This is a genomic window from Streptomyces sp. V4I8, assembly GCF_041261225.1.
Lineage (GTDB): Bacteria > Actinomycetota > Actinomycetes > Streptomycetales > Streptomycetaceae > Streptomyces.
The window spans coordinates 3,136,289-3,162,164 of record NZ_JBGCCN010000001.1; the positions used below are offsets into that span (position 1 = coordinate 3,136,289).

The window sequence follows — 25,876 nt, forward strand, 5'->3', positions numbered from 1 at the left end:
CTGGTCGAACCTCACCGAGATCCAGAACTGCGAACTACTGGGCCTGCCCGACCTGGAGACCGAGGACGACGACGTCCGCTCGGGCATCGCGGCCTACCTCAACGAGCAGATCGCGCTCGGCGTCGACGGCTTCCGGATCGACGCGGCCAAGCACATGCCGGTCGCCGACCTCAACGCGATCTGGGCGAAACTGGACAACACGACGGCGGGTGCGGAGCCGTACATCTTCCAGGAGGTGTACCCGGGCTCGGCGCCGCCGGCCTCCGACTACTACTCGGCGGGCGACGTCCTGGACTTCACGTACGCGAGCAGGGTGAAGTCGGCGTTCCAGGGGAATGTGAGCGACCTGGAGTCGCTGCCGTCCTCGGGCGTGCTGCCCCCGGCGAACTCGGTGTCCTTCGTGACCAACCACGACACCGAGCGCAACGGCCTGCACATGAGCTACAAGGACGGCGACACCTACCAGCTCGCCAACGTCTTCCAGCTCGCCTACGAGTGGTCGACCCCGACGGTCTACTCGGGCTTCGAGTTCTCGTCGTCCGACCAGGCCCCGCCGAACTCGAACGGCTTCGTGACGGACACGAACTGCTCCGGCGGCTGGTACTGCCCGCAGCGCGACGCCGCCGTCACCGGCATGGTGAAGTGGCACAACGCGGTGGGTTCGGAGGCGGTGGCCAACTGGTCGACGAAGTCGTCGAGCGTGATCGGCTTCGGGCGCGGGACGGCCGGATACGTCGCGATCAACAACGGCTCGTCGGCGGCGACGTACACCTTCGTGAGGGGGATGGCCGACGGCACGTACGCGAACGTCGTCGACAACGGCGCGACGACGGTGACGGTCTCCGGCGGCAATGCCACCCTCACCCTCCCCTCGAAGGGCGCAATCGCCTTCTACGACGGCGAGTTCACTCCCTGCGACACCTCCTGCGAGGAGCCGGACGACGGCACCTCGACGGTGACGGCCACCTTCAACGCGTACGCGCCGACCACGAGCGGGCAGGACGTCCACGTGGTCGGCTCGATCGCGGCGCTGGGCGGCTGGGACACGGCCAAGGCGGTGAAGCTGTCGTCGTCCGGGTATCCGGTCTGGGCGGGTGCGGTGAGCATGCCGGTCAACACGTCGTTCGACTTCAAGTACGTGAAGAAGGACGCCGCCGGGAACATCACCTGGGAGTCCAACGCCAACCGCTCGGCGACGACGGCGACTTCGGCCGTGGGCTTCCAGAACTCCTGGAACGTGGCGAACGCCGACGCCACCGACGTCACCTTCAACGTCACCGCCACGACCGCCTTCGGCACGAACGTGTACGTCGTCGGTTCCCTCGCCTCCCTCGGCTCCTGGAACCCGGCCGACGCCATCCCGCTGTCGTCGGCGTCGTACCCGACGTGGAGCAAGCCGGTGATCGTCCCGAAGAGCACGACCTTCGAGTACAAGTTCATCAAGAAGGACGGCTCCGGCAACGTGACCTGGGAGTCCGGCACCAACCGCTCGTACACGACGGGCAGCGCGTCGGGCTACACGACGAGCGGCACCTGGAAGTGACCTCGCGTCCGTAACCGCCGGCCACTGCCCTGCCTGACCCCGCCGACCCTTGCGTCATGCTATGTCTGTTTCCTGCCGGGCTTGCGGAGGAGAGGGCGATGACCGACCGAACGGGCAGGGTGACCTGCGACATCACGATCTCGGCCGACGGGTACTCGGCCGGGCTCAACCAGACCGAGGAACGCCCGTTCGGCGACGACGGCGGCGACGGTTCGGGCGACAAGCTGCACGCCTGGATGTTCGAGACCCCCGACGAGAACCGGGCCGAGATCGACCAGATCGCCGCCGCCAGGGCGTTCATCATGGGGCGCAACATGTTCGGCCCCGTGCGGGGCCCCTGGGATCGGGATCGGCGGTGGAACGGCTGGTGGGGCGACAATCCGCCGTTCCACGCGCCGGTGTTCGTGCTCACCCACCACCCGCGCGAGCCGCAGCCGATGGACGGCGGCACGACGTTCCTCTTCGTCACCGACGGAATCGCGTCGGCACTGGCACAGGCACGCGAGGCGGCGGGCGACGGCGATGTCGCGATCCACGGCGGCGCCACCACCATCAACCAGTACCTCTCCGCCGGACTGATCGACGAGCTGCGGCTGCACATCGTGCCGCTCACACTCGGCGCCGGCACGCGGCTGTTCGAGGGCGTCCCCCCGCTGAACCTGGAACAGGTGAGGTCCCGCCCGGCGAGCCTGGTCACGCACGTGACCTACCGCGTGCTGTCCGGGCCTGTCTGACCATTCCCGCCATCAGCCCGAAGGGCAGGCCCGGCGGCGGCGAGGAAGGCGGCCCCGGCGGCGGTGATGTGGGGCCACCCACCCCCGCGCGAGCTGGGCGAAGCGTGCTTCGAGCGCGCGTGCCGGACGCCCCCCGGCAGGCGAGAACGGTCAGACACGCCCCAGGCCGAACGCAGGGACCCGCCGCTCCACCCGGAGCGGCGGGTCCCTGCGGGGCGGGCCGTCAGGCGGTCGTCCACCACACCGTCGTGTCCCCCGGCACCTTCGCCTCGCCGTCCGTCTCGCTGATCTCGCCGCTGGCGAGCAGCACACGGCCGTACGCCGGGGTCGTCACCGACTCCGCGCCGGTGTTGGCGACGCACACGAACTCGCCGCGCCGGAAGGCGAGGACACCCTCGGGTGCCTTCAGCCACTCCACCGACTCGCCGGCGCCCAGGTCGGGCTGCTCACGGCGGGCGGCCAGCGCGGAGCGGTACAGCTCCAGGGTGGACTCGGGGTCGCCGGTCTGCGCCTCGACACTCAGCTCGCCCCAGCCCTCGGGCTGCGGCAGCCAGCTGCCGCCCGTGCCGAAGCCGTACGACGAGCCCTCACGCGTCCACGGGATGGGGACGCGGCAGCCGTCGCGGAAGCCGTCCTGGCCCTCGCCGCGGAGGTAGGCCGGGTCCTGGCGGACCTCGTCGGGGAGGTCGACGACGTCCGGCAGGCCCAGCTCCTCGCCCTGGTAGACGTACGCCGAACCCGGCAGCGCGAGCATGAGGAGCGTGGCGGCGCGGGCGCGGCGCAGGCCCAGTTCGCGGTCGCCGGCCGTGCGGATCTGGGTGCCGAGGCCGGGCGGGTTGGCGAAGCGCGTCGCGTGTCGGGTGACATCGTGGTTGGACAGGACCCAGGTCGCCGGGGCGCCGACCGGGCGCATCGCCTCCAGCGTGCGGTCGACGACCTCGCGGAGCTCCTCCGCGTCCCACTCCGTCGACAGGTACTGGAAGTTGAAGGCCTGGTGCAGCTCGTCCGGGCGGACGTAGTTCGCGGTGCGCTCTACGGTCGGGGTCCACGCCTCCGCCACGAAGATCCGCTCGCCGGCGTACTCGTCGAGGATGGTGCGCCACTGGCGGTAGATCGCGTGCACGCCGTCCTGGTCGAAGAACGGCATGACATCGTTGCCCAGCAGCTTGAGCTGATCGTGGGATCCGAGGTCCGGCAGCCCCTCCGCCTTCACCAGGCCGTGGGCCACGTCGATACGGAAGCCGTCGACGCCCATGTCGAGCCAGAAGCGGAGAATCGAGCGGAACTCGTCTCCCACCGCCGGGTGCTCCCAGTTGAAGTCCGGCTGCTCGGGGGCGAAGAGGTGCAGATACCACTCCCCGTCGGCGACGCGCGTCCACGCCGGGCCGCCGAAGATGGACTCCCAGTCGTTGGGCGGGAGTTCGCCGTTCTTGCCCTTGCCGGCGCGGAAGTGGTAGCGGTCGCGCAGCGGGGAGCCGGGGCCCTCCGCGATGGCCCGCTTGAACCACTCGTGCTGGTCGGAGGAATGGTTCGGGACGAGGTCGACGATGATCCTGAGCCCCAGCTCGCGCGCGTCGCGGATCAGCGCGTCGGCGTCGAGCAGGTTGCCGAACATCGGGTCGACGGCCCGGTAGTCGGCGACGTCGTAGCCGGCGTCGGCCTGCGGGGAGGCGTAGAAGGGGCTGAGCCACACGGCGTCCACGCCGAGGTCGCGCAGGTACGGCAGGCGGGAGCGTACGCCTTCCAGGTCGCCCATGCCGTCGCCGTTGCTGTCGGCGAAGCTGCGCGGATAGACCTGGTAGATCACCGCGTCCCGCCACCAGTCACGGCGCTTGGCGACGGTGGCGACGGCCGCTGCGGAGGTGGGGGTCGGGGCCGGGGCTGCGGAGTGCTGGCTCATGGCGTCCTTGGTACGTAACGGAGTTCGAGTCACGGATGAATTGTGCGACTTAAAGGTTTTCGCCGGTTTACGGAATGCTCGGTCTTCTTCGGCGCACGAGTGTGAGGCGGCCGCGGTGACAGCGGGGTCGGATGGGCACCGCGGCCGCCACCCGCGCGACGAGCGCACGGGAGTCGTGGTGAAACCTGGGCTCAGCCCTTCGTGCCGCCGGCGGTAAGCCCGGTCACCAGGTTCTTCTGCACGAAGTAGAAGAACGCGGAGACGGGTATGGCGATCAGCACCGCCGTCGCGGCCATGAGATTGCGCTGCGCGTCATGCTCACTGACGAAGGTCTGCAGACCGACGGCGAACGTGTACTTCGTGTCGGACAGCATGAACGTCGACGCGAACGCGACCTCACCGAAGGCCGTGAGGAAGCTGTAGAACGCGGCGACCGCCAGGCCCGGCTTGGCGAGCGGCAGGATCAGTCGCCCGAACGTGCCGAAGGGGGTCAGCCCGTCGACGCGTCCCGCCTCGTCGATCTCGAACGGGATCGTGTCGAAGTAGCCCTTCATCAGCCAGGCACAGTACGGCACGGTCGTCGAGCAGTAGACGAGGATGAGACCAAGGTAGTTGTCGACGAGCTGCAGCTCGGACAGGATCTGGTACATCGGCACCATGAGGACGGCGACCGGGAACATCTGGGTCACCAACAGGACCCACATGAACTTCTTGTAGCCCGGAAAGCGCATCCGCGAGACCGCGTAGCCGGTGGTGGCGGAGATGATGACGCCGATGAGCGTGGTGCCCAGCGTGACGATCAGGGTGCTCGTCAGCCAGTCGAAGAACTTCGTCTCCTGAAGGACGAACGTGTAGTTGTCCAGCGTCATCTTCCCCCAGATGCCGCCGGGGTGGAGATAGTCGTCCTTGTCCGGGCCGAGGGACAGGAAGACCAGCCAGGCCACGGGGAAGAGCGCGATCAGGCTCGCCACGATCAGGATGCCGTGGGAGACGACGGACGTACCGCGGCTGTTCTCGCCGCGGCCGCGCGGGCGCAGTCGGGAGGAGGCGAGGACCTGCGGGGTCACCGGGCGGTCGTCCTTGATCTCAGGGGGCGTTGCGGTGCTCATGGGGACTCCTGCCTCAGATCGCGAGCTGCGGATCATTGCGGTTCAGCCAGCGGCGGTAGAAGGAGGTGAAGACGATCAGGATGGCCAGCAGCAGGATGCCGTAGGCGGCCGACTGCGCGAAGTCACGCGGCTGCTGTCCGAAGCCGAGGTAGTAGGCCCAGGTGACGAGGATCTGCGCGTCGGGGGCGGTGTCGCCGAACAGCAGGAAGATGATGGCGAACTGGTTGAAGGTCCAGATGATGCCGAGGAGTACGACGGTGGAGCCGACGGACCGCAGACCCGGCAGGGTGACGTACCGGAACTGCTGCCACCTGCTGGCGCCGTCCATCTCCGCGGCCTCGTACAGCGAGGAGTCGATGGACTGCAGCCCGCCGAGCAGCGAGAGCATCATGAACGGCACACCGCACCAGGTGTTCACCATGATCGCGGCGAACCGCTGCCAGAAGGTGTCCTCCAGCCACAGCGGCGTCGGCAGGTGGAGCGTCTCCAGGAACGAGTTGATGATGCCGCCGTCGGCGAGCATGAACCGCCAGCCGAAGACGGTGACGAAGGTCGGCACGGCCCACGGCAGGATCAGGATCAGCCGGTACAGGGTGCGGCCGCGCAGCTGCTGGTTGAGCAGCAGGGCGAGGCCGAGGCCGATCGTGTAGTGCAGGGTGACGCAGAGCGCGGTCCAGACGATCGTCCAGATGAAGTGCGACCAGAAGCGGTCGTACGCCGTCTCGCCCCACAGGATGTCGGCGTAGTTGTCGAAGCCGATGAACTTGTAGGTGGCCTCGATCTCGTTGACGCCGATGGTGCGGGCGGTGTTGAGGCTGTTGGCGTCGGTGAGGGTGAGGTAGAAGCCGTACACCAGGGGGTAGAGCACGAGGACGCCGAGGACGATCACCACCGGGGCGATCATCGCGTAGGCGTACCAGTGCTTCTGGTAGCCGTGCTTCAGACGCTGACCCAGGCCGGGCCGCGGCGCGCGGTCACCGCGGCGCTTGCCGGTCGCGCGGTCGATGGCGACTGTCATGGTTCGACAACCTTCTCGAAGTTCAGCAGGTCAAGGGGTGTACGGCTCGAAAGGTGTACGGCACACAGGCCGGTGACCGCCGGATCGCTCCCCCCATGATCAGGGCGATCCGACGGCCACTCGGGGTCACTTGCTGAAGTCCGGGACCAGCTTGGCGATGGAGGTCTCGGCGGTGCTCAGACCCTTGTCCAGGGACTCCTTGCCCCCGGCGACCTTCAGCAGCTCGGTGTCCAGCGGGCCCCACAGGGAGCTGTACTCGGGCAGGGCCGGGCGCGGCTGGGCGGCGGCGAGGACGCCCTGGTAGCCGGCGATGCCCGGGTCGGCCTTGACCTCGGCGGTGTAGGCGTCGTCACGGGTGGGCAGCGTGTTGTTCTTCAGGGCGATGGTCTCCTGGGCCTTCGCCGAGGTCATGAAGTTCACGAACTTCAGCGCGGCCTTCTGGTGCGCCTCGTCGGAGCCGGCGTAGACCGACAGGTTGTGACCACCGGTCGGGGCGCCCGCCTTGCCGCTGGAACCGGCCGGGACGGTGGCGATACCGAGGTTGGCCTTGTCCTTGAACGCGGAGCCCTTGTAGAAGTTGGTGATCTCCCACGGGCCCTGCATGATCGCGGCGACCTTGCCGCTGACGAACGCCTCCTGGATGTGGGCGTAGGCGTCGGCGGTGGTGTCGGCCTTGTGCAGGCCCTTGCCGTCGAAGAGGCTCAGCCAGGTGCCGTAGCCCTTCTTGGCCGCGGCCGAGTTGACGGTGATCTTCTTGGCGTCGGCGTCGACGGTGTCGGTGCCCTCGCCGTAGAGGAACGTCTGGGCGTAGTAGGCCTGAGTGGAGCCCCAGTAGCCGTCGACGCCGGTCTTGTCCTTGATCGTCGCGGCGGCCTTCTTCAGATCGTCCCAGGTCTTGGGGGCCTCGACGCCGGCCTTCTTGAACAGGGCCTTGTTGTATACGAAGGCCAGGGTGTCCGTGGTGAACGGAACGCCGTACGTCTTGCCCTCGTACTTCGCCTGCTCGATCAGGCTGGGCTGGAACTTCGCCTGGTCGGCGAGGGCCTCGGTGCCGTCCAGCGGCAGGAAGTAGCTCTTCTTGGCGAAGGCGGGGGTCCAGCCGACCTCGGAGCGCAGGATGTCCGGGGCGCCCTTGGAACCGGCGGCGGTGTCGAACTTGTTCTGCGCCTGGTCGAAGGGGACGTTGACGTACTTGACCTTGATGTCCTTGTTGGCGGCCTCGAACTCCTTGACCAGGGCCTGGTACGTCGGCGCCTCATTGGTGGCGTTGGACGTGTCCCACCAGGTGATGGTGACCGGACCGCTCGAGTCGCCACCGCTGTCGTCCCCGCCGCCGCAGGCCGTCGCCGCGAGGGCGAGGGACGCCACCAGCGCGGTGGCCGCTATGCCACGCCGCATGAGATCTCCTTGAGGGTGAAAGCCCGTGTGATGCGGGGACGGCCCCGTCTGCCTGTCCCTGCTGTCGTGCCGACTGCGCCGTTGCGGCCGCCGGGCGACGTGAACGTAACAGCGCTGAAAGACTTACGAAAGACCTTGCAGCAAAAAAGTGCAAGACACTTCGAAGTTATCCGGGTGTGACCTCTCGGCGACCGGGGTGAGACGCTTGTTTACACGGGTGGAGCGCTAGAGGGGCCCGTTGTGCAAGACTCTGCAAGCTCTTGCCATCACTTTCACGAGGGAGCGCGATGACGCAGCAACCCGGACCGGGCCGATCACCAGGTCGCCCACGGCGTCCGATTGGTGTGCAAGGCGACATGCGGCCGGTACAGTCCAGTCCCGTGACCACACGGCTTGCCGACATCGCTGCTCAGGCGGGGGTGAGCGAAGCGACCGTCAGCCGAGTCCTCAACGGCAAGCCGGGCGTCGCCGCCACCACCCGCCAGTCCGTGCTGGCCGCACTCGACGTGCTCGGCTACGAGCGCCCGGTGCGGTTGCGGCAACGCAGCGAGGGCCTGGTGGGCCTGATCACCCCGGAGCTGGAGAACCCGATATTCCCGGCCCTGGCCCAGGTCATCGGCCAGGCACTGACCAGACAGGGCTACACCCCCGTCCTGGCCACGCAGACGCCGGGCGGCTCCACCGAGGACGAGCTCACCGAGATGCTCGTCGACCGCGGTGTGGCCGGCATCATCTACGTCTCCGGCCTGCACGCGGACACCACCGCCGACATGCAGCGCTACGAGCGCCTGCGCGCCCAGGGCGTCCCCTTCGTCCTGGTCGACGGCTTCTCCCCCAAGGTCCAGGCGCCCTTCATCTCCCCCGACGACCGCGCCGCGATGACCCTGTCGGTCACCCACCTCGCCTCTCTCGGCCACACCCGCATCGGCCTCGCGCTGGGCCCCAAGCGCTTCGTCCCCGTCCAGCGCAAGATCGAGGGCTTCGTCCGCTCGATGCAGGACCAGCTGAACCTGCCCACGGACACCATCGAGACGGACCTGGTCCAGCACTCCCTCTACACCCTGGAGGGCGGCCAGGCAGCGGCAACGGCCCTCATCGACCGCGGCTGCACCGCGATCGTCTGCGCCAGCGACATGATGGCGCTGGGCGCGATACGCGCGGCCCGGCAGCTCGGCCTGGAGGTACCGAAGGACATCTCGGTCGTGGGCTTCGACGACTCCCCCCTGATCGCCTTCACCGACCCACCCCTCACCACCGTCCGCAAGCCGGTCCCGGCGATGGGCCAGGCCGCGGTACGCACGCTCCTCGAGGAGATCGGCGGGACTCCGGCCCCCCACAGCGAGTTCGTGTTCATGCCGGAACTCGTGGTGCGCGGTTCGACGGCATCGGCGCCAGGGAACAGGCACAACCCCTGAATCGTCCGCAAGACGGAGAATTGCGCATCCACCACCCCCGGTGGCAGGAGAACGAACCTCTACGCACGCCGTAGAACGTGCATCCTGAACCCAACCGGAGGATGATCGGTCGGGGAAGTCTTTTCTGGCAGACTCTGTGCCCATGGGTGACACGACCGTGACGACACTGGAAGGCCGGGAAGCGGCCATTCCGCCTCCCGTCGCGGACGAGACGGGGCGGGGCCCCCTGCGCCGCCTGCGCACCCCCCGCCGCCCTCGCCTCTGGTTCGAGATCCTGCTCATCGCGGTGAGTTACTGGACGTACTCGCTCATCCGCAACGCCGTCCCGGAACAGAAGTCCGAGGCACTCCAGAACGCCGACTGGCTCTGGAAGCTGGAGCACCACCTCGGCATCGCGGTCGAGGAGTCGATCAACCACACCGTCAACTCGGTGACTTGGCTCATCGTCGGCATGAACTACTACTACGCGACGCTGCACTTCATCATCACCCTGGCCGTCCTGGTCTGGCTCTACCGCAGCCACCCCGGCCGCTACGCGGCGACCCGCCTGGTCCTGTTCGCCACCACAGGCGTGGCCCTGATCGGTTACTACCTGTATCCGCTCGCTCCCCCACGCCTGATGACCAACACCGCCTTCATCGACACGGTCCTGGTCCACGACACCTGGGGTTCGATGGCCTCGGGCGACCTGAAGAACATGTCGAACCAGTACGCCGCGATGCCTTCCATGCACATCGGCTGGTCCGTCTGGTCCGGCCTCACGATCTTCGCCCTGGCGAGAACCCCCTGGATCCGAGTCCTGGGCCTGCTCTACCCCACGGCGACCCTCCTGGTGATCGTGGCGACGGCCAACCACTTCTGGCTCGACGCGGTAGGGGGCCTCCTCTGCCTGGCCTTCGGCTACACCGTGGCCCGCCTCTGGTACGGAAAGCTCCCCCACGCCCTCCCCAGGCGAGTGGCGCAACCACACACGCACCCGCACCCGCCCACGGCGGCAAGGGGACGTGCCGGGGAGTGTCCGCCCGCAGCGGCGGGCGTCAACGCCGAGCACTCCTCCGAGGAACCGAACCGCCCGACCGAGGAGGGACACCCCCCGGCGCGGCCCCGCCCCACGACCCACGCGTAGGCGCTACGCGCACCCCCACCCACCGGCACGGGCCGCCGCAGGCATGAACGCGCGCACCCCACCCCCCGCAGGCGTCATCCCCCGTAGAACAGCTCCTCCACCACACCCCGAGCCCGCCGCGCGGTACGCCGATACGCATCCAGCATGTCCCCCACGTGCCCGGGCTCGTACCCCAGATACCGCCCCACCGCCGCCAGCTCCCGGCTGTCCGACGGAAACGTGTCCCCGGCCCGCCCCCGCACCAGCATCACCGCATTGCGCACCCGACTGGCCAGCACCCACGCCTCGTCCAGGATCGCCGCCTCCTCCTCCGGGATCAGCCCCGCCGAACAGGCGGCGGCGAGAGCCTTCCGAGTACGCGTCGTCCGCAGCCCGGCTTCAGCCCGCCCGTGCTGCAGCTGAAGAAGCTGCACCGTCCACTCCACGTCGGACAGCCCTCCGGGACCGAGTTTGGTGTGCAGCTTGGGATCGGACCCCCGCGGCAGCCGCTCGGACTCCATACGGGCCTTCAGCCGCCGGATCTCCCGCACGGCATCGTCCCCCAGCCCGTCAGCCGGATACCGCAGCGGATCGATCAGCTCGATGAAGCGACGCCCCAGCTCGTCGTCCCCCGCCACCGGCACGGCCCGCAGCAGCGCCTGCGACTCCCATACCAACGACCACCGGCGGTAGTACGCCCCGTACGACTTCAGCGTACGAACCAGCGGCCCCGACTTCCCCTCCGGCCGCAGATCCGCGTCGATCAACAGCGGCGGATCCGCGCTGGGAATCTGCAGCAGCCGGCGCATCTCCTCGACGACCCGGTTCGCCGCCACCGCGGCCTCGTGTTCGTCGACGCCCTCCCGCGGCTCGTGCACGAACAGAACATCGGCGTCACTGCCGTATCCCAGTTCCTGCCCCCCGAACCGCCCCATGCCGATGATCGTGAACCGGGTGGGCAGGGTATCGCCCCACCCCTCCCGCACCACCGCCCGCAGCGTCCCCGCCAACGTGGCAGCCGTAAGGTCGGACACCGCCGCCCCGACCCGGTCCACCAGGGCCCCCTGGTCGGCCTCGGCCGGCTTCGTCTCGGTGCCGTAGGAGTCGACGACATCGACGGCGGCCGTACGGAACAGCTCCCGCCGGCGCACCCCACGGGCCGCCGTGACCGCCTGCGCGGCACCGTCCGCACGCCGCACCGCGGCGAGGATCTCCTGCTCCAGGTGCTGCCGCGACCGCGGCTCGAGCCCACTCCCGCCGTCCCCGTCCCCGAGCAGCGCCACAGCCTCCGGCGCCCGCATCAGCAGATCGGGGACGAGCCGGCCGGCCGACAGCACACGGGCGAGGTTCTCGGCGGCGGCGCCCTCGTCCCGCAACAGCCGCAGATACCAGGGCGTCTTGCCGAGCGCGTCCGACACTTTCCGGAAGTTCAGCAGACCCGCGTCCGGATCGGCCGATTCCGCGAACCACCCCAACAGCACGGGCAGCAGTGTGCGTTGGATCGCCGCCTTCCGGGTCACCCCGGAGGCGAGCGCCTCCAGATGCCTGAGCGCGGCGGCCGGATCGGCGTACCCGAGCGCGATCAGCCGCTCGCGGGCCGCCCCGGCACTCAACCGTGCCTCGCCCGGGGCGAGTTGGGCGACGGCATCGAGCAGCGGCCGGTAGAAGAGCTTCTCGTGCAGACGCCGTACGACACTCGCGTGGCGCTTCCACTCGCGGTTCAGCTCGGCGACCGGATCGACGCGCAGGCCGAGCGAGCGGCCGATGCGCCGCAGGTCGGCGTCGTCCTCCGGCACCAGGTGCGTACGCCGCAGCCGGTAGAGCTGGATGCGGTGCTCCATGGACCGCAGGAAGCGATACGCGTCGTCGAGCTGTGCGGCGTCGGCACGGCCGACGTAACCCCCCGCGGCGAGCGCCTGGAGGGCGTCCAGGGTGGTGCCGCTGCGCAGGGACACGTCGTCCCGCCCGTGCACCAACTGCAGGAGCTGTACGGCGAATTCGACGTCCCGGAGCCCACCGGGGCCGAGCTTGAGCTGGCGGTCCAGCTCCGCCACCGGAATGTTCTCCACGACCCGGCGGCGCATCTTCTGCACGTCAGCGACGAAGTTCTCCCGCTCGGCGGCCTTCCACACCAGGGGTTCCAGCGCGGCGACGTACTCCTCGCCCAGCTCGATGTCGCCCGCCACCGGGCGCGCCTTGAGCAGTGCCTGGAACTCCCAGGTCTTGGCCCAGCGCTGGTAGTAGGCGAGGTGGCTGCTGAGAGTGCGGACCAGAGGACCGTTCCTGCCCTCGGGCCGCAGATTGGCGTCGACGGGCCAGATCGACCCCTCGACGGTCGTCTCGGAGCAGATCCGCATCATGTGCGCGGCGAGCTTGGTGGCCGACCGCAGCGCTTTGCCCTCGTCGGCGCCGTCGGCGGTCTCCCCGACGAAGATGACGTCGACGTCGGAGACGTAATTGAGCTCATGGCCCCCGCACTTGCCCATCGCGATCACCGAGAGGCGGCACTGAGCGGCGTCCTCCGGGGCGGCGGCGCGGGCGATGGCGAGGGCGGCGCGCAGGGTCGCGGTGGCGAGGTCGGCGAGCTCGGCGGCGGTCTGGGACACGTCGGTGGTGCCGCACACGTCGCGCGCGGCGATGGACAGCAGACAGCGCCGGTAGGCGACGCGCAGGGAGACCGGGTCGGTGGCCTCGGCGAGGCCCTGCTCGAACTCCTCCACCTCGGGGTGCAGATCCCGCGGCTCGTACATGACCAGCGCCTGCCAGTCGCCGGAGTGCTTGGCGAGGTGGTCGGCGAGGGCGGCGGAGGCGCCGAGCACGCCGAGCAGCCGGTCGCGCAGGGGCTTGGCCGCTATCACCGTGTCGAGCAGTTCCCGCTGGGCGGCGGGGCCGGGCTGCGCTTCGAGCAGCCGGACGAAGCCGTGCAGGGCCAGGTCGGGGTCGGCGGTGGCGCCCAGGGCCTCCAGCAGCACCGGGTCGTTCTTGATCGGCGCGAGCTCGGGGCTGTCCAGCAGCCGGTCTGCGGCCGACGGGTCGGTGAATCCGTGCCGCAGCAGCCGCGTGAAGGTACTGCTCCTGCGCCCCGGCGCCGTCATGCTCGCCCTCCCGTCCGATCGGGGTCGTACACGCCCGATCAAGGTCGTACGCGGTCGAGCCTAGCCGGAGTGCCTGGGAGTGGCGCCGATGAGTTCCGGCGGCGCGCGAGGTCTGCCTTGTCGAGGTATACGTGCGACAACACGTCCGGCGACACATCTGGAGGGCGTCCGATGACCGACAACCAACCACAGACCCGGCTGGACGCGCGCTACAGCGACGGGACGGCCACGGCCGTCCCGTGGGCCGAGGCCGAGAAGCTGCTGGCCGAGGCCGAGCTGTTCTGGATCTCCACGGTGCGGCCGGACGGGCGGCCGCATGTGACTCCGCTGCCGGCGGTCTGGTCGGAGGGCGCGCTGCACTTCTGCACGGGCCCGGAGGAGCGCAAGGCGAGGAACCTGGCCGGAAACCCGAACCTCGTCCTGACGACCGGCACGAACACCTGGGACAAGGGCTACGACCTGGTGATCGAGGGGGAGGCGGTACGGATCACCGACGACACCCGTCTACGCGAACTGGCCGCCGGGTGGGAGACGAAGTACGGCAGCTTCTGGCACTTCGACGTGGCGGACGGCTGTTTCCAGCACGGTGCGGGACACGCCTACGTCTACTCGGTGGCGCCGCGCACGGTTTTCGGCTTCGGTAAGGGTGAGCCGTTCAGCCAGACCCGCTGGCGATTCTCCATGGAGGACCAGTAAATGGACTTCACCCTCGAAGTGATCCCGCTGCCCGTGAGCGACATCGACCGGGCCCGCGACTTCTACCGGGACAAGGTCGGCTTCCACGTCGACATCGACCAGGAGGTCATGCCGGGCATGCGCATCGTCCAGCTGACCCCTCCGGGCTCCGGCTGTTCGATCGCCCTCGGCGACAGCATCTGGGACCTGACCAAGGGCGAGACCGTCCCCGAGCCCGGCTCCTACCAGGGCCTCCAGCTCTGCGTCGCCGACATCAAGGCGGCCCACGCGGAACTGGTGGAGCGCGGCCTGGAGGTCTCCGAGCCCGTGCAGTACTCCCCCGACGACGGCGCCACGTTCATGTACTTCAAGGACCCGGACGGCAACGGCTGGTCCATCCAGGAGTACCGGCGCAGGGCTACGGAGCCGCTGCACGAGGTCCTGTCCAAGTCGGCGGGCCAGTAGCCGGCAGGACGCGGGGCCGCCGTCACGGCCCCGCGCCCCACGGCACCAGGCCCTAGAGAACCGGCAGGTTCTTCCGCAGCTCGAACGCGGTGACCTCGCTGCGGTACTCCTCCCACTCCTGCCGCTTGTTGCGCAGGAAGAAGTCGAAGACGTGCTCGCCGAGTGTCTCGGCGACCAGGTCGCTGTTCTCCATGAGGGTGAGGGCCTCGCCGAGGTTCTGTGGGAGGGGCTCGATGCCCATCGCGCGGCGCTCGGCGTTGGAGAGGGCCCAGACGTCGTCCTCGGCGCCGGGCGGGAGTTCGTAGCCCTCCTCGATGCCCTTGAGGCCGGCGGCCAGCAGGACGGCGTACGCCAGGTAGGGGTTGGCGCCGGAGTCCAGGGAGCGGACCTCGACGCGGGCCGAACCGGTCTTGCCGGGCTTGTACATCGGGACGCGGACGAGGGCCGAGCGGTTGTTGTGGCCCCAGCAGATGTAGGAGGGGGCCTCGCCGCCGGCGCCCGCGGTGCGCTCGGAGCCGCCCCAGATGCGCTTGTAGGAGTTCACCCACTGGTTGGTGACGGCGGAGATCTCCGCGGCGTGCCGCAGCAGGCCCGCGATGAAGGAGCGGCCGACCTTGGAGAGCTGGTACTCCGAGCCGGACTCGTAGAACGCGTTGCGGTCGCCCTCGAAGAGGGAGAGGTGTGTGTGCATGCCCGAGCCGGGGTGCTCGGAGAACGGCTTCGGCATGAAGGTCGCCTGGACGCCCTGCTCCAGCGCCACCTGCTTCATGACCAGGCGGAACGTCATGATGTTGTCCGCCGTGGAGAGGGCGTCGGCGTAGCGCAGGTCGATCTCCTGCTGGCCCGGGGCGCCCTCGTGGTGGGAGAACTCGACCGAGATGCCCATCGACTCCAGCATGGTGATCGCCTGGCGGCGGAAGTCCATGCCGATGTTCTGCGGGGTGTGGTCGAAGTAGCCGGAGTTGTCGGCCGGGGTGGGGCGCGAGCCGTCCAGCGGGCGGTCCTTCAGGAGGAAGAACTCGATCTCCGGGTGGGTGTAGAAGGTGAAACCCAGGTCGGAGGTGCGGGCCAGGGCGCGCTTGAGCACGTACCGCGGGTCCGCGAAGGACGGGGAGCCGTCCGGCATGAGGATGTCGCAGAACATGCGGGCCGTGCCGGGGGCCTCGGCGCGCCAGGGCAGGATCTGGAAGGTCGACGGGTCCGGCTTGGCGATCATGTCGGACTCGTATACGCGGGCGAAGCCCTCGATCGCCGAGCCGTCGAAGCCGATGCCCTCGTCGAAGGCCTGCTCCAGCTCGGCGGGGGCCACGGCCACGGACTTGAGGAAGCCCAGCACGTCCGTGAACCACAGGCGTACGAACCGGATGTCGCGCTCCTCCAACGTCCGGAGCACGAACTCCTGCTGCTTGTCCATCTTCCGCTTCCCATCCTTGCTGGTCAGGCCGCCTGTCTCCGGTGCAGCGGGAGGCGGTCGGGCACCTGAGCATCACACCACAACACCATTTCAGGCGCGTTGCGCACCTTGATCGCCGAAGCGACCCCGGGCTGAACCCCCGGCGTACGACAGGTGTCCCTCCGTGGTGCCGGCGCACTGCTCTGCCGCCCATCTTGCCTGCTCGGACCGACATCCGTAATGCCCGGCCCCCCCAGGACCCACCCCGCTTTAATTTGCATCTTGAATGCAAGTTTTAATGATGGCACCGGATCGGCCCGATCGAGCCTGAGGAGACCCGATGCTGTCCGAGCAGTCCGCCGCCACCGTGCGTGCCACCCTTCCCGTCGTCAGCGGGGCCATCGGTGAGATCACCGAGCGCTTCTACGCCGGGTTGTTCGCCGCCCGCCCCGAGCTGCTGCGCGATCTCTTCAACCGCGGCAACCAGGCGGCCGGCACCCAGCGGCAGGCCCTGGCGGGGCCGATCGCCGCGTTCGCGACGTACCTCGTGGACCACCCCGACGAGCGGCCCGACGCGATGCTGGGCCGCATCGCCCACAAGCACGCCTCGCTGGGCGTCACGGCGGAGCAGTAGGCGCTGGTCCACGAGCACCTCTTCGCCGCCATCGCAGAGGTGCTGGGCGAGGCCGTCACCCCCGAGGTCGCGGCCGCCTGGGACGAGGTCTACTGGCTCATGGCGAACGCGCTGGTCGCGATCGAGAAGCGGCTGTACGAGACGGGGGCCGATCACACCGCCGGCTCCCACCGCACCGGCCTGGTCGACCTCACCCCCGTCGCCGTACCGAAGGGCACGCGCGCGTACCTGTGCGGTCCGCTGCCCTTCATGCGGGCGGTACGGGCGCAGCTGATCGGGAAGGGTGTGGCACCGGCCGACATCCACTACGAGGTGTTCGGGCCGGACCTGTGGCTGGCGCAGGCCGGCTGAGCCGAGCCTGGCCTCAGGGCAGCCGGCCGATCTGCAGCAGCAGCGGCCCGGTGGGGTCCGCGGTCACGTCCGTCACCGTGAGCGGGTCCAGTGAGGCGAAGAATGCCTCCTGGGCCCGCCGCAGCGCACCGCGCAGGCGGCACCCGGAGTGCAGCGGGCACGGGCTGTCGCCCTCGCACTCGACGACGTCACCGTCCCCCTCGAACGCGCGCACGACCGCGCCGACCGACGCGGTACGGCCCCTGTCGCTGAGCGAGAGCCCTCCGCCGCGGCCCCGCCGGGCGTCCACCAGGCCCATGTGCTGCAACTCGGCGACGACCTTGGCGGCGTGCGTGTAGGGCACCTCCATGTCCGCCGCGACCTCACGGGTCGTCGGCGTGGCGTCCCCCAGGACGGCGAGCCGCATGAGGAGCCGCAGTGCCAGGTCGGTGGAGCGCAGCAGCCGCATGGGGGCAGCGTAGATAATGCGCATCCGCCGTTCAAAATATCCGGCTCGCCGGTTCGAACATCCGGTCGCCGGGTCACTCCTGTCCGGCCTTTCCCGTCACCGCTCTACGGGAGATCCCACCTCCCCCACTACGATCAGCGGACCCGACCGTCCCTTTCCCCAGAAGGACAACACCTCATGGGTTCCGCCGAGAACACGAGCAACGCGGCGCGCACGGCGCGGATAGAGGAGATGCGGCGCGCCGAGCGTGCCCGTGAGCGGCGCAACCGGATCCTCATGATCGTGACCAGCGTGGTGGCGGTCTCGGGTCTGGTCGTCGGAGGTGTCTTCCTCTTGCGGGCGCAGTCCAGCAAGGCCGACTCGAACGACGCCCAGGAGCAGGACGACAAGACCACGACCACGGGTCGGCTCGTCGCGGGCGAGGACGGCGAGATGGTCTGGAAGGGCACACTCGGCCGCACCCACGTCAAGACGACCGTGAAGTACGCGACGGAGCCCCCGGTCGGCGGTGACCACGACCGGGCCTGGATGAACTGCAACGGCGACGTCTACACCAAGGCGGTCGACAACATGAACGCCGTGCACTCGCTGGAGCACGGCGCCGTGTGGGTGACGTACACCTCCGAGGCCTCCAAGGCGGACGTCGAGGCGCTGGCGACGAAGGTCGAGCAGACGCCGTACACGCTGATGAGCCCGGACGATAAGCAGAAGGACCCGATCATGCTCACCGCGTGGGGCGTGCAGCGCACGGTGACCGGTGCGGACGACCCGAACGTCGGCAAGTTCTTCGAGAAGTACGTCCAGGGCGAGCAGACGCCCGAGAAGGGCGCGGTCTGCACGGGCGGTCTGTCGGAGTGAAGCGGCACGTCGGCGGGATCGCCGGGACCGCGGCGGCCGTGCTCGTCGCGGTCGGCGCGCTCACCTACGCGGTCGCCGAGGACGGCGGTTCGGGCGCGACGCCGAGCGCCGACTCGGCGGACGCCGGGTTCGCGCGCGACATGGCGGTGCACCACCAGCAGGCCGTGGAGATGTCGTTCATCGTGCGGGACCGCACCGATGACAAGGACGTGCGGCTCCTGGCGTACGACATCGCGCAGACGCAGGCCAACCAGCGCGGCATGCTGCTGGGCTGGCTGGACCTGTGGAGGCTGCCGAAGGTGTCGTCGGACCCGCCGATGACCTGGATGGGCATGGGCGACATGCCCTCCGCCGGGGACGGCTCGCTGATGCCGGGCATGGCGACCAGGACCGAGCTGAAGAAGCTGGAGAGCCTCAGCGGCAAGCAGGCCGAGATTCTCTATCTCCAGTTGATGACGGACCATCACAAGGGCGGCATCCACATGGCCGAGGGCTGTGTCGACAAGTGCACGGTCGGTGTGGAGAAGCAGCTCGCGCAGGGCATGGTGGACGCGCAGCAGTCGGAGATCGACCTGATGACGGAGATGCTGGCGGAGCGGCGCGCGAAGCCGCGGTCGTAACCGCAGTCTTAGCCGCGGTCGTAGCCGCAGCCGCAGTCTTGGGCGGCGGCTGCGGCGCTCGCGAAATGGCTTTGTCATTAGGTTAGTTGGGACCTTCTTGGGCCGGGCATTCCCCTGGCGTGAACGGTTCGTCGCTTTAGTGGCCACCGTCGGGTGATCCACTCGCACACACGAACCGCACAGGGGATTCCATGAGATATCGACGCGCCGCGCTGCGCGCCTCGGTGAGCTTGGCGGCGACACTGCCTCTGCTCGCCGGAGCGCTGACGCTCGGCATACCCGCGGCGCAGGCCGCGGACCAGCAGGGCCGGGACACACTCTCCGGCACCAAGCCCGCCTGGGCCACGGCCAGGGCGGACCGGGGCGCGACCTCGGACAGCGCCCGGGTCTCCGCACGCGTCTACCTGCGGGGCCGGGACGCGGCCGGCCTCGCCGCCTACGCGAAGGCCGTGTCGGACCCGAACTCGGCGTCGTACGGCAAGTACCTCACCGCCGACCGGGCCCGGGCCCGCTTCGGCGCGACGAAGGCCCAGGTGGCCGCCGTCAGGAGCTGGTTGACGTCGGCGGGGCTGAAGGTCACGGGCGTCACGCAGCACTATGTCGCCGTCTCCGGTGACGTGGCCGCCGCGGAGAAGGCGTTCGGCACCCAGCTGCACAACTACACCAAGGGCGCCAGGACCTACCGCGCGCCGACGGCGACCGCCTCGGTGCCGGACGGCCTCGAAGGCGCCGTCCTGACCGTCACCGGCCTGGACAACGCGCCGCACCTGGCCAGCCACAAGGACCAACTCCCGCCTCCGGAGACGGTGTTCCGCAACGCCGGGCCGTTCTCGACGTACCACGGCTCGAACGTGGCGAGCACGCTGCCGGACGCGTACGGCACGAAGATCCCGTACGCCGTCCAGGGCTACACCGGCAAGCAGTTGCGCGCCGCGTACGGCGCGGGCAAGCACACCGGCAAGGGCGTGCGCATCGCCATCACCGACGCGTACGCCTCCCCGACCATCGCCTACGACGCGGCCACCTACGCGAAGAGGCACGGCGACGCGGCCTACACCACCGGCCAGCTGCGCCAGGTCCTGCCGGCGAAGTACACCAACACCGAGGACTGCAGTGCGGCCGGCTGGTACGGCGAGGAGACCCTCGACGTCGAGGCCGTGCACGCGGTCGCGCCCGCCGCCCAGATCACGTACGTCGGCGCCGCGTCCTGCACCGACCAGGACCTGCTCGACTCGCTCGGCAAGATCGTCGACAACCACCTGGCCGACATCGTCTCCAACTCCTGGGCGAGACCGAGGCCGCCCAGACACCGGACCTCGCGGCCGCCTACGACCAGGTCTTCCAGTTCGGCGCGGTCGAGGGCATCGGCTTCTACTACTCCTCCGGCGACGACGGCGACGAGGTCGCGAGCAGCGGCACCAAGCAGGTCGACATCCCGGCGAGTTCGGCGTGGGTGACGGCGGTCGGCGGCACCTCGCTGGCGGTCGGCAAGGGCGACACGTACCTGTGGGAGACCGGCTGGGGCACACAGAAGGCGGATCTGTCGGCCGACGGCAAGAGCTGGGCCGGCTTCCCCGGCGCGTTCACCTCGGGCGCGGGCGGCGGCACCAGCAGGACCGTCGCCGAGCCGTACTGGCAGAAGGGCGTCGTGCCGGACGCCCTCGCCAAGGCCAACAGCGCCGACGGCAACCGCGTCGTCCCGGACATCGCGGCGATCGCCGACCCGAACACCGGGTTCCTGGTGGGCCAGACGCAGACCATGCCGGACGGGAAGACGCAGGCGTACGACGAGTACCGCCTCGGCGGCACCTCGCTCGCCGCGCCGGTCATCGCGGCCGTCCAGGCCCTCGCGCAGGAGGCCCGCGGCGGAAAGCCGATCGGGTTCGCCAACCCGTCGATCTACGCGCGGTACGGGTCGAAGGCGTACCACGACGTCACGGACAACCCGACGGGCTCCGGCCTCGCGGTCGCGCGCGTCGACTACGTCAACGGCTACGACGCGACGGACGGCCTGGCCACGTCCGTACGCTCCCTCGGCAAGGACAGCTCCCTGAGCGCCGTGAAGGGCTACGACGACGCGACCGGCGTGGGTACGCCCGCGGCCGGTTATGTGGAGTCGTACCGGCGACGCTGACCAGCGTTTCGGCAGGGTGGCGCGGCGCGCGGGCGCGGGCCGCGCCACCCGGTAGTCATCGAGTGATCGGGGCGGGGCCGCGCTACGCCTCACGAGGGGGGGCGTGTAGTGGGCGGCCTGGCCGAGAGGCGCCGGCACGCCACGCATCAGCTTCAAGTCCCCGCCCCCCGAGCCAAGTTCATTGGGGCGACAGCCCGCCGACGGGGGAAGATCGGCGGGCTGTCGTGGTGCCGCAGTGGCTCTGTGGAGCCCGGTCGGGCTCCACGGGCCCCAAGGGCTCAGTGGCCCCGGAGGGCTCAGTGCACGGAGTGCTCCTCCAGCGGGAACGTCCCGCCGACCACGTCCTCCGCGAACGCCTTCGCCGCGTTGCCCATGACCTCGCGGAGGTTGGCGTACTGCTTGACGAACTTGGGGACGCGGCCGCCGGTCAGGCCCAGCATGTCCGTCCAGACGAGGACCTGCGCGTCCGTGTCCGCACCGGCGCCGATGCCGACCGTCGGGATGTGGAGGACACGGGTGACCTCGGCCGCGAGCTCCGCCGGGACCAGCTCCAGGACGACCGCGAACGCGCCCGCGTCCTGGACGGACTTCGCGTCGCGCAGCAGCTGCTGGGCCGCCTCCTCGCCGCGGCCCTGGACGCGGTAGCCCATGGCGTTGACGGACTGGGGGGTGAGGCCGATGTGGGCCATGACCGGGATGCCGGACTCGACCAGCAGCCGGATCTGTTCGTGCGAGCGCTCGCCGCCCTCCAGCTTCACGGCGCCGACGCCCGCCTCCTTGACCAGCCGGATCGCCGAGCGCAGCGCCTGGACCGGGCCCTCCTGGTACGACCCGAAGGGCAGGTCGCCGACGATCAGGGCGCGCGAGGTGCCCCGTACGACGGCGGCCGACAGCATGGTCATCTCGTCGAGCGTGACGGGCACGGTGGTCTCGTACCCGAGGTGACAGTTGCCCGCCGAGTCGCCGACGAGCATGACCGGGATGCCGGCCTCGTCGAAGACGGACGCGGTCATCGCGTCGTAGGCGGTGAGCATGGGCCACTTCTCGCCCCGCTCCTTGGCGAGGGCGATGTCCCGGACGGTGATGCGGCGGGTTCCCTTCCCCCCGTACAGCGCCTTGCTGCCGTCGGAGGGCTTCGCCTGAGGCGTCTGGGCAGCCGAAAGCTGCGTCATGGCAACGGCTCCTTCATGTCATCTCGAGGCGCCCTGACGGCGTCCCCGGATCCCCTCCATGGTGGCACTTCGTGCCAGGGAGGGCCAGACCATCCCGGGTGACTTCCGCCGCGCGTAAGTTCTCGGTAAGAAATTACGATACGAGACGGACCCGTATCGTAAATCCGGTACCTTCGACAGCATGACTTCTCCCGCCGCCACAGCCCCCCGCATACCGGAAGCCGTGCACCGGCGCCGCTGGGCGATCCTCGGCGTGCTGATGCTGAGCCTGCTGATCGTCGTCCTCGACAACTCCATCCTGAACGTCGCCATCAAGACCATCTCGACCCCGGCCCCGACCGGCCTGGGCGCCACCCAGAGCGAGCTGGAGTGGGCGATCAACGCCTACACCCTCGTCTTCGCCGGCCTGCTGTTCAGCGCGGGCATCCTCGGTGACCGCCTCGGCCGCAAGAAGGTCCTGCTCGGCGGGCTCGCGGTCTTCGGCATCGGCTCCGCCCTCGCCGCGTTCTCCGGCTCGCCCGGCGAGCTGATCGCCTTCCGCGCGGTGATGGGCCTCGGTGCCGCGTTCGTCATGCCGGCCACCCTCGCCGTGCTGATGAACGTCTTCGAGCGCGACGAGCAGCCCAAGGCCATCGGCATCTGGGCCGGCGGCGTCGGACTCGCCATCGCCATCGGGCCGATCACCGGCGGTGTGCTGCTCGACCACTTCTGGTGGGGCTCGGTCTTCCTCATCAACGTGCCGATCGTGCTGCTCGCGCTCGCGCTGATGCTGTGGCTGGTCCCGGACTCGCGGGACCCGAACCCCGGCCGCATCGACCCCATCGGCGTCGTGCTGTCCGTCGTCGGGCTCGTCCTTCTCGTCTACGGCATCATCAAGGGCGGTCAGCTCGCCGACTTCACGGACGTGACGGTGCTGGTGACCATCGCCGCCGGGCTCGCCGTCCTCGCCGCCTTCGTCGTGTTCGAGAAGCGCAGCGACCATCCGTCCATCGACGTCACCTACTTCCGCAACAAGGTCTTCTCGGCCGCGATCGGTGTGATCGCGCTGGTCTTCTTCGCCCTGATGGGCGTGACCTTCTTCTCGGTCTTCTACACCCAGAGCGTGCGTGGCTACTCGCCGTTGGAGACCGGTCTGCTGATGCTGCCGCTCGCCGCCGCCCAGATGATCTTCGCGCCGCGCGCCCGGCTCGTCGTCGACCGGTTCGGCAACCGGGCCACGACCACCGGCGCCATGCTGCTCATCGCGCTCACCCTGGCCGCCTTCGCCACGTTCGAGGCGGACACGCCCATCTGGCTGCTGGAGGTCGTCTTCTTCCTCATGGGCGCCGCGATGGCGCACATCATGACCCCGGTCAGCGTCGTCATCATGCAGGCCCTGCCCCGCGAGAAGGCCGGTTCCGCCTCCGCCCTCAGCAACACCTTCCGCCAGGTCGGCGGCGCGCTGGGCATCGCCGTACTCGGCTCCGTCATGTCGACCACCTACCGGAACGGCATCGAGGACCGGCTCACGGTGCTTCCGGAGGGCGTACGGCACACCGCGGGCGAGTCCATCGAGGCCACGCTCGGTTTCGCGGACCGGCTCGGCCCGAAGGGCGAGTCCCTCGTCGGCGCGGCCCACGACGCCTTCCTGCACTCCATGCACGTCACGGCGCTGTGGGGCGCGGGCGTCGCGGTGCTCGGCGCGGTGGTCGTGGCGCTCTTCCTGCCGGGGAGGCCGACGGCACCTCAGGACGACGAGGGGAAGCGGGAGTTGGTGGCCGCCGAGTAGCGGGAACGGGGCGGCGTCGGCACCCGCCGACCCGCGCCGCGTACGCGACGACGTCGCATCCGGGGGAGAATCGGCACAGCCCAGGAAAGGACCGAACCAAGTGAGTCTCGCCGACAGCCACCCCCGGCCGGACGGCCCGGTCAGGGGCCGCCCCCGCAGCGAGGCCGTGGAACGGGCCATCATGGAGGGCATCCTGAAGCTGCTGGAGGACGGCGTGCCGCTCGCGGAGCTGTCCATCGAGCGGATCGCCCGGACGGCGGGCGTCGGCAAGGCCACCATCTACCGCCGCTGGAGCGGCAAGGAGGAGCTCTTCGTCGACGTCGTGCGCGCCGCCGAGCCCCCGGACCCCGAGCTGCCCGGCACCTCGGTGCGCGACGATCTCGTGGCGCTGCTGGAGCAGTTGCGCCAACGCGGCGTGATGACCCGTTCGTCGGTGCTCCTGCACAACGTCATCGCCCAGATGAAGAGCACACCGAAGATCTGGGACGCCTACCACGCGATCGTCCTCGAGCCGCGGCGCAGAAAACAGCACGCAATCCTGCGCCGCGGGCAGGAGAACGGCGAACTGCGCACGGACATCGATGTCGACGTGATGAACGACATGATCTTCGGCCCGATGCTGGTGCGTGCCGTCATGCGACCGGACGCCGACCTTCCGCAGGGGCTGGCGGAGCAGATGGTCGACACCGTGCTCGAAGGCCTACGGCCCGTCAGTTCACGCACCCCGTAGATCGCGTGTGCGCGTTTCGTCACAGAGCGCGCTTTCCCTCGCCGTGACCGGAACTCCCGAAGGCGACTTGTACGTCCTCGCCCCCGTACGGCCGTCATCAGTACGGCAGGAACGGAGCCGATCATCCCCTAGGGTTTCTTTGGGCGCGGGGGGACGACGGTGTGCACGGCAGGTAGTGAGGCGACGGTATGGCGCAGCAGGCGTACGTGACGGAGACGGACAACGGCGGCTCGGGTCCCGAGCGCCGGGAATCTGGGCTCCGGCGCCTGACGAACCTCCTGAAGGGCCTGGTGGCGGGCTGGCGCGGCGACCCACGCGTCTGGCGGCGCGGCATCGTGCTGGCCGCCCTCGCGGTGGTTCTCGCCCTGGTGATGGGGCTGCACGCGAAGATCCCGAACGCGATCGGCAACCTCGGCAGCCTGACCGAGACGTTCCTGCCCTGGCTGGGCCTGTGCGTCCCGGTGCTGCTCCTGCTGGCCCTGGTGCGGAAGTCCGCGACCGCGCTCATCGCCGTACTGCTCCCGGCGATCGTGTGGCTGAACCTCTTCGGCGGCCAGCTCACCGACAAGACCGGCGCCGGCGGCGATCTGACGGTGGCCACGCACAACGTCAACGCCGACAACGCCGATCCGGCCGGCACCGCCCAGGACGTGGCCGCGTCCGGCGCGGACGTCGTGGCCCTGGAGGAGCTGACGACGGCGGCGGTCCCGACGTACGAGAAGGCGCTCGGGTCGACGTACAGGTACCACTCGGTGCAGGGCACGGTCGGGCTGTGGAGCAAGTACCCGCTGAGCGGGGTCAAGCCCGTCGACATCGAGCTGGGCTGGACCCGCGCCATGCGGGCCGCGGTGGCCACGCCGGCCGGGCAGGTCGCGGTGTACGTCGCCCACCTGCCGTCGGTGCGGGTGAAGGTGGAGGCCGGGTTCACCGCCCGGCAGCGCGACAAGAGCGCCAACGCACTGGGCGAGGCCATCGCCCACGAGCCGGTGCGGAAGGTCGTCCTGCTCGGCGATCTGAACGGCACGATGAACGACCGCGCCCTGCGCGCCGTCACCGCCCAGATGCGCTCCACGCAGGGCGCTTCGGGCAGCGGGATGGGGTTCAGCTGGCCGGCGTCGTTCCCGATGGCGCGGATCGACCAGATCATGGTGAAGGGCGTCGAGCCGATGAGCTCGTGGACGCTGCCGGCGACCGGGAGCGACCATCTGCCGGTCGCGGCGCGTGTGAAGGTCGACACATCCGCGTCCTGAAGGGTCCTGAAAACCCCTGGTCAGCCGTGTCTGGACGGGTCTCGGTAACCTGATCGTCAGC

19 protein-coding genes and 2 pseudogenes are annotated in these 25,876 nt (G+C 69.6%); 13 read left to right on the forward strand and 8 right to left on the reverse strand.

The genetic code is table 11. The features are described from left to right. Positions 1-85 precede the first annotated feature (85 nt). A complete protein-coding gene (locus ABIE67_RS14235) occupies positions 86-1,543 on the forward strand; it encodes a carbohydrate-binding module family 20 domain-containing protein (RefSeq protein ID WP_370268584.1) in 1,458 nt (485 codons plus the stop codon). Positions 1,544-1,641: 98 nt separating this feature from the next. After that, positions 1,642-2,277 (forward strand): dihydrofolate reductase family protein, encoded by a 636-nt coding sequence (locus ABIE67_RS14240; RefSeq protein ID WP_370256861.1) that lies wholly within the window; start codon positions 1,642-1,644, stop codon positions 2,275-2,277. 223 nt (positions 2,278-2,500) lie between these two features. On the opposite strand, the gene ABIE67_RS14245 is transcribed toward ABIE67_RS14240, so the two are convergent. From ABIE67_RS14245 to ABIE67_RS14260, 4 genes are all read right to left on the reverse strand, one after another. Then, positions 2,501-4,177: a glycoside hydrolase family 13 protein gene (locus tag ABIE67_RS14245; protein WP_370256863.1), complete on the reverse strand. Its 1,677-nt coding sequence runs from the start codon at positions 4,175-4,177 to the stop codon at positions 2,501-2,503. 191 nt (positions 4,178-4,368) lie between these two features. Further along, positions 4,369-5,286, reverse strand: coding sequence for a sugar ABC transporter permease (locus ABIE67_RS14250; protein WP_370256865.1), 918 nt, complete (start codon positions 5,284-5,286; stop codon positions 4,369-4,371). Between the two features lie 13 nt (positions 5,287-5,299). Further along, a complete protein-coding gene (locus ABIE67_RS14255) occupies positions 5,300-6,304 on the reverse strand; it encodes a carbohydrate ABC transporter permease (protein WP_370256867.1) in 1,005 nt (334 codons plus the stop codon). Between the two features lie 126 nt (positions 6,305-6,430). Continuing rightward, positions 6,431-7,702 carry an extracellular solute-binding protein gene (locus tag ABIE67_RS14260; protein WP_370256868.1) on the reverse strand — a complete coding sequence of 424 codons (1,272 nt, stop codon included), beginning with the start codon at positions 7,700-7,702 and terminating at the stop codon, positions 6,431-6,433. A 380-nt stretch (positions 7,703-8,082) separates the two neighbouring features. On the opposite strand from ABIE67_RS14260, the gene ABIE67_RS14265 reads away from it, so the two are divergent. Together ABIE67_RS14265 and ABIE67_RS14270 are read left to right on the forward strand one after the other, a co-directional pair. After that, a complete protein-coding gene (locus tag ABIE67_RS14265; RefSeq protein WP_370256869.1) occupies positions 8,083-9,117 on the forward strand; it encodes a LacI family DNA-binding transcriptional regulator in 1,035 nt (344 codons plus the stop codon). Positions 9,118-9,259: 142 nt separating this feature from the next. Further along, positions 9,260-10,243: a phosphatase PAP2 family protein gene (locus ABIE67_RS14270; protein ID WP_370256870.1), complete on the forward strand. Its 984-nt coding sequence runs from the start codon at positions 9,260-9,262 to the stop codon at positions 10,241-10,243. A 74-nt stretch (positions 10,244-10,317) separates the two neighbouring features. Here the strand turns inward: ABIE67_RS14270 and ABIE67_RS14275 are convergent, their stop codons facing one another. Further along, on the reverse strand, positions 10,318-13,317 hold the full coding sequence (locus ABIE67_RS14275) for a bifunctional [glutamine synthetase] adenylyltransferase/[glutamine synthetase]-adenylyl-L-tyrosine phosphorylase (RefSeq protein WP_370256871.1): 3,000 nt from the start codon (positions 13,315-13,317) through the stop codon (positions 10,318-10,320). Between the two features lie 171 nt (positions 13,318-13,488). Here ABIE67_RS14275 and ABIE67_RS14280 point away from each other — a divergent pair, with 171 nt between their 5' ends. Continuing rightward, positions 13,489-14,013, forward strand: coding sequence for a pyridoxamine 5'-phosphate oxidase family protein (locus ABIE67_RS14280; RefSeq protein ID WP_370256872.1), 525 nt, complete (start codon positions 13,489-13,491; stop codon positions 14,011-14,013). After that, complete coding sequence (locus ABIE67_RS14285) at positions 14,014-14,457, forward strand: VOC family protein (protein ID WP_370256873.1); 444 nt, start codon at positions 14,014-14,016, stop codon at positions 14,455-14,457. A gap of 52 nt (positions 14,458-14,509) precedes the next feature. On the opposite strand, the gene glnA is transcribed toward ABIE67_RS14285, so the two are convergent. Continuing rightward, positions 14,510-15,871, reverse strand: a complete 1,362-nt coding sequence (gene glnA, locus ABIE67_RS14290) for a type I glutamate--ammonia ligase (protein WP_370256874.1) — start codon at positions 15,869-15,871, stop codon at positions 14,510-14,512. 319 nt (positions 15,872-16,190) lie between these two features. Between glnA and ABIE67_RS14295 the strand changes: the two are divergent. Beyond that, a pseudogene (locus ABIE67_RS14295) lies at positions 16,191-16,835 on the forward strand (globin domain-containing protein). Between the two features lie 13 nt (positions 16,836-16,848). On the opposite strand, the gene ABIE67_RS14300 reads toward ABIE67_RS14295, so the two are convergent. Then, the gene (locus tag ABIE67_RS14300; RefSeq protein WP_370256875.1) at positions 16,849-17,283 is read right to left on the reverse strand and encodes an Rrf2 family transcriptional regulator; all 435 of its coding nucleotides are present in this window, start codon (positions 17,281-17,283) and stop codon (positions 16,849-16,851) included. Positions 17,284-17,460: 177 nt separating this feature from the next. Between ABIE67_RS14300 and ABIE67_RS14305 the strand changes: the two genes are divergently transcribed. The 3 genes and pseudogenes from ABIE67_RS14305 (at position 17,461) to ABIE67_RS14315 (ending at position 20,895) form a co-directional block, all read left to right on the forward strand. Further along, positions 17,461-18,141 carry a DUF3105 domain-containing protein gene (locus tag ABIE67_RS14305; protein ID WP_370256877.1) on the forward strand — a complete coding sequence of 227 codons (681 nt, stop codon included), beginning with the start codon at positions 17,461-17,463 and terminating at the stop codon, positions 18,139-18,141. Continuing rightward, a complete protein-coding gene (locus ABIE67_RS14310; RefSeq protein ID WP_370256878.1) occupies positions 18,138-18,761 on the forward strand; it encodes a DUF305 domain-containing protein in 624 nt (207 codons plus the stop codon). The genes ABIE67_RS14305 and ABIE67_RS14310 overlap by 4 nt, the downstream gene beginning before the upstream one ends. 191 nt (positions 18,762-18,952) lie before the next feature. Next, positions 18,953-20,895 (forward strand): annotated as a pseudogene (locus tag ABIE67_RS14315) (protease pro-enzyme activation domain-containing protein). A 296-nt stretch (positions 20,896-21,191) separates the two neighbouring features. Here ABIE67_RS14315 and panB read toward each other — a convergent pair. Next, positions 21,192-22,067, reverse strand: a complete 876-nt coding sequence (gene panB / locus ABIE67_RS14320) for a 3-methyl-2-oxobutanoate hydroxymethyltransferase (protein WP_370256879.1) — start codon at positions 22,065-22,067, stop codon at positions 21,192-21,194. A gap of 181 nt (positions 22,068-22,248) precedes the next feature. Between panB and ABIE67_RS14325 the strand changes: the two genes are divergently transcribed. From ABIE67_RS14325 to ABIE67_RS14335, 3 genes are all read left to right on the forward strand, one after another. Further along, a complete protein-coding gene (locus ABIE67_RS14325) occupies positions 22,249-23,835 on the forward strand; it encodes an MFS transporter (protein ID WP_370256880.1) in 1,587 nt (528 codons plus the stop codon). A gap of 100 nt (positions 23,836-23,935) precedes the next feature. Next, positions 23,936-24,565, forward strand: a complete 630-nt coding sequence (locus tag ABIE67_RS14330; protein WP_370256881.1) for a TetR/AcrR family transcriptional regulator — start codon at positions 23,936-23,938, stop codon at positions 24,563-24,565. Between the two features lie 188 nt (positions 24,566-24,753). Continuing rightward, positions 24,754-25,815 (forward strand): endonuclease/exonuclease/phosphatase family protein, encoded by a 1,062-nt coding sequence (locus ABIE67_RS14335; RefSeq protein ID WP_370256882.1) that lies wholly within the window; start codon positions 24,754-24,756, stop codon positions 25,813-25,815. Positions 25,816-25,876: the final 61 nt, after the last annotated feature.

Excerpts from the sequence above, each read along its gene's own strand:
- ABIE67_RS14240 (WP_370256861.1), top strand. The coding sequence starts at position 1,642 with ATGACCGACCGAACGGGCAGGGTGACCTGCGACATCACGATCTCGGCC.
- ABIE67_RS14245 (WP_370256863.1), bottom strand. The coding sequence starts at position 4,177 with ATGAGCCAGCACTCCGCAGCCCCGGCCCCGACCCCCACCTCCGCAGCG.
- ABIE67_RS14250 (WP_370256865.1), bottom strand. The coding sequence starts at position 5,286 with ATGAGCACCGCAACGCCCCCTGAGATCAAGGACGACCGCCCGGTGACC.
- ABIE67_RS14255 (WP_370256867.1), bottom strand. The coding sequence starts at position 6,304 with ATGACAGTCGCCATCGACCGCGCGACCGGCAAGCGCCGCGGTGACCGC.
- ABIE67_RS14260 (WP_370256868.1), bottom strand. The coding sequence starts at position 7,702 with ATGCGGCGTGGCATAGCGGCCACCGCGCTGGTGGCGTCCCTCGCCCTC.
- ABIE67_RS14270 (WP_370256870.1), top strand. The coding sequence starts at position 9,260 with ATGGGTGACACGACCGTGACGACACTGGAAGGCCGGGAAGCGGCCATT.
- ABIE67_RS14275 (WP_370256871.1), bottom strand. The coding sequence starts at position 13,317 with ATGACGGCGCCGGGGCGCAGGAGCAGTACCTTCACGCGGCTGCTGCGG.
- ABIE67_RS14280 (WP_370256872.1), top strand. The coding sequence starts at position 13,489 with ATGACCGACAACCAACCACAGACCCGGCTGGACGCGCGCTACAGCGAC.
- ABIE67_RS14285 (WP_370256873.1), top strand. The coding sequence starts at position 14,014 with ATGGACTTCACCCTCGAAGTGATCCCGCTGCCCGTGAGCGACATCGAC.
- glnA (WP_370256874.1), bottom strand. The coding sequence starts at position 15,871 with ATGGACAAGCAGCAGGAGTTCGTGCTCCGGACGTTGGAGGAGCGCGAC.
- ABIE67_RS14300 (WP_370256875.1), bottom strand. The coding sequence starts at position 17,283 with ATGCGGCTGCTGCGCTCCACCGACCTGGCACTGCGGCTCCTCATGCGG.
- ABIE67_RS14305 (WP_370256877.1), top strand. The coding sequence starts at position 17,461 with ATGGGTTCCGCCGAGAACACGAGCAACGCGGCGCGCACGGCGCGGATA.
- panB (WP_370256879.1), bottom strand. The coding sequence starts at position 22,067 with ATGACGCAGCTTTCGGCTGCCCAGACGCCTCAGGCGAAGCCCTCCGAC.
- ABIE67_RS14325 (WP_370256880.1), top strand. The coding sequence starts at position 22,249 with ATGACTTCTCCCGCCGCCACAGCCCCCCGCATACCGGAAGCCGTGCAC.
- ABIE67_RS14335 (WP_370256882.1), top strand. The coding sequence starts at position 24,754 with ATGGCGCAGCAGGCGTACGTGACGGAGACGGACAACGGCGGCTCGGGT.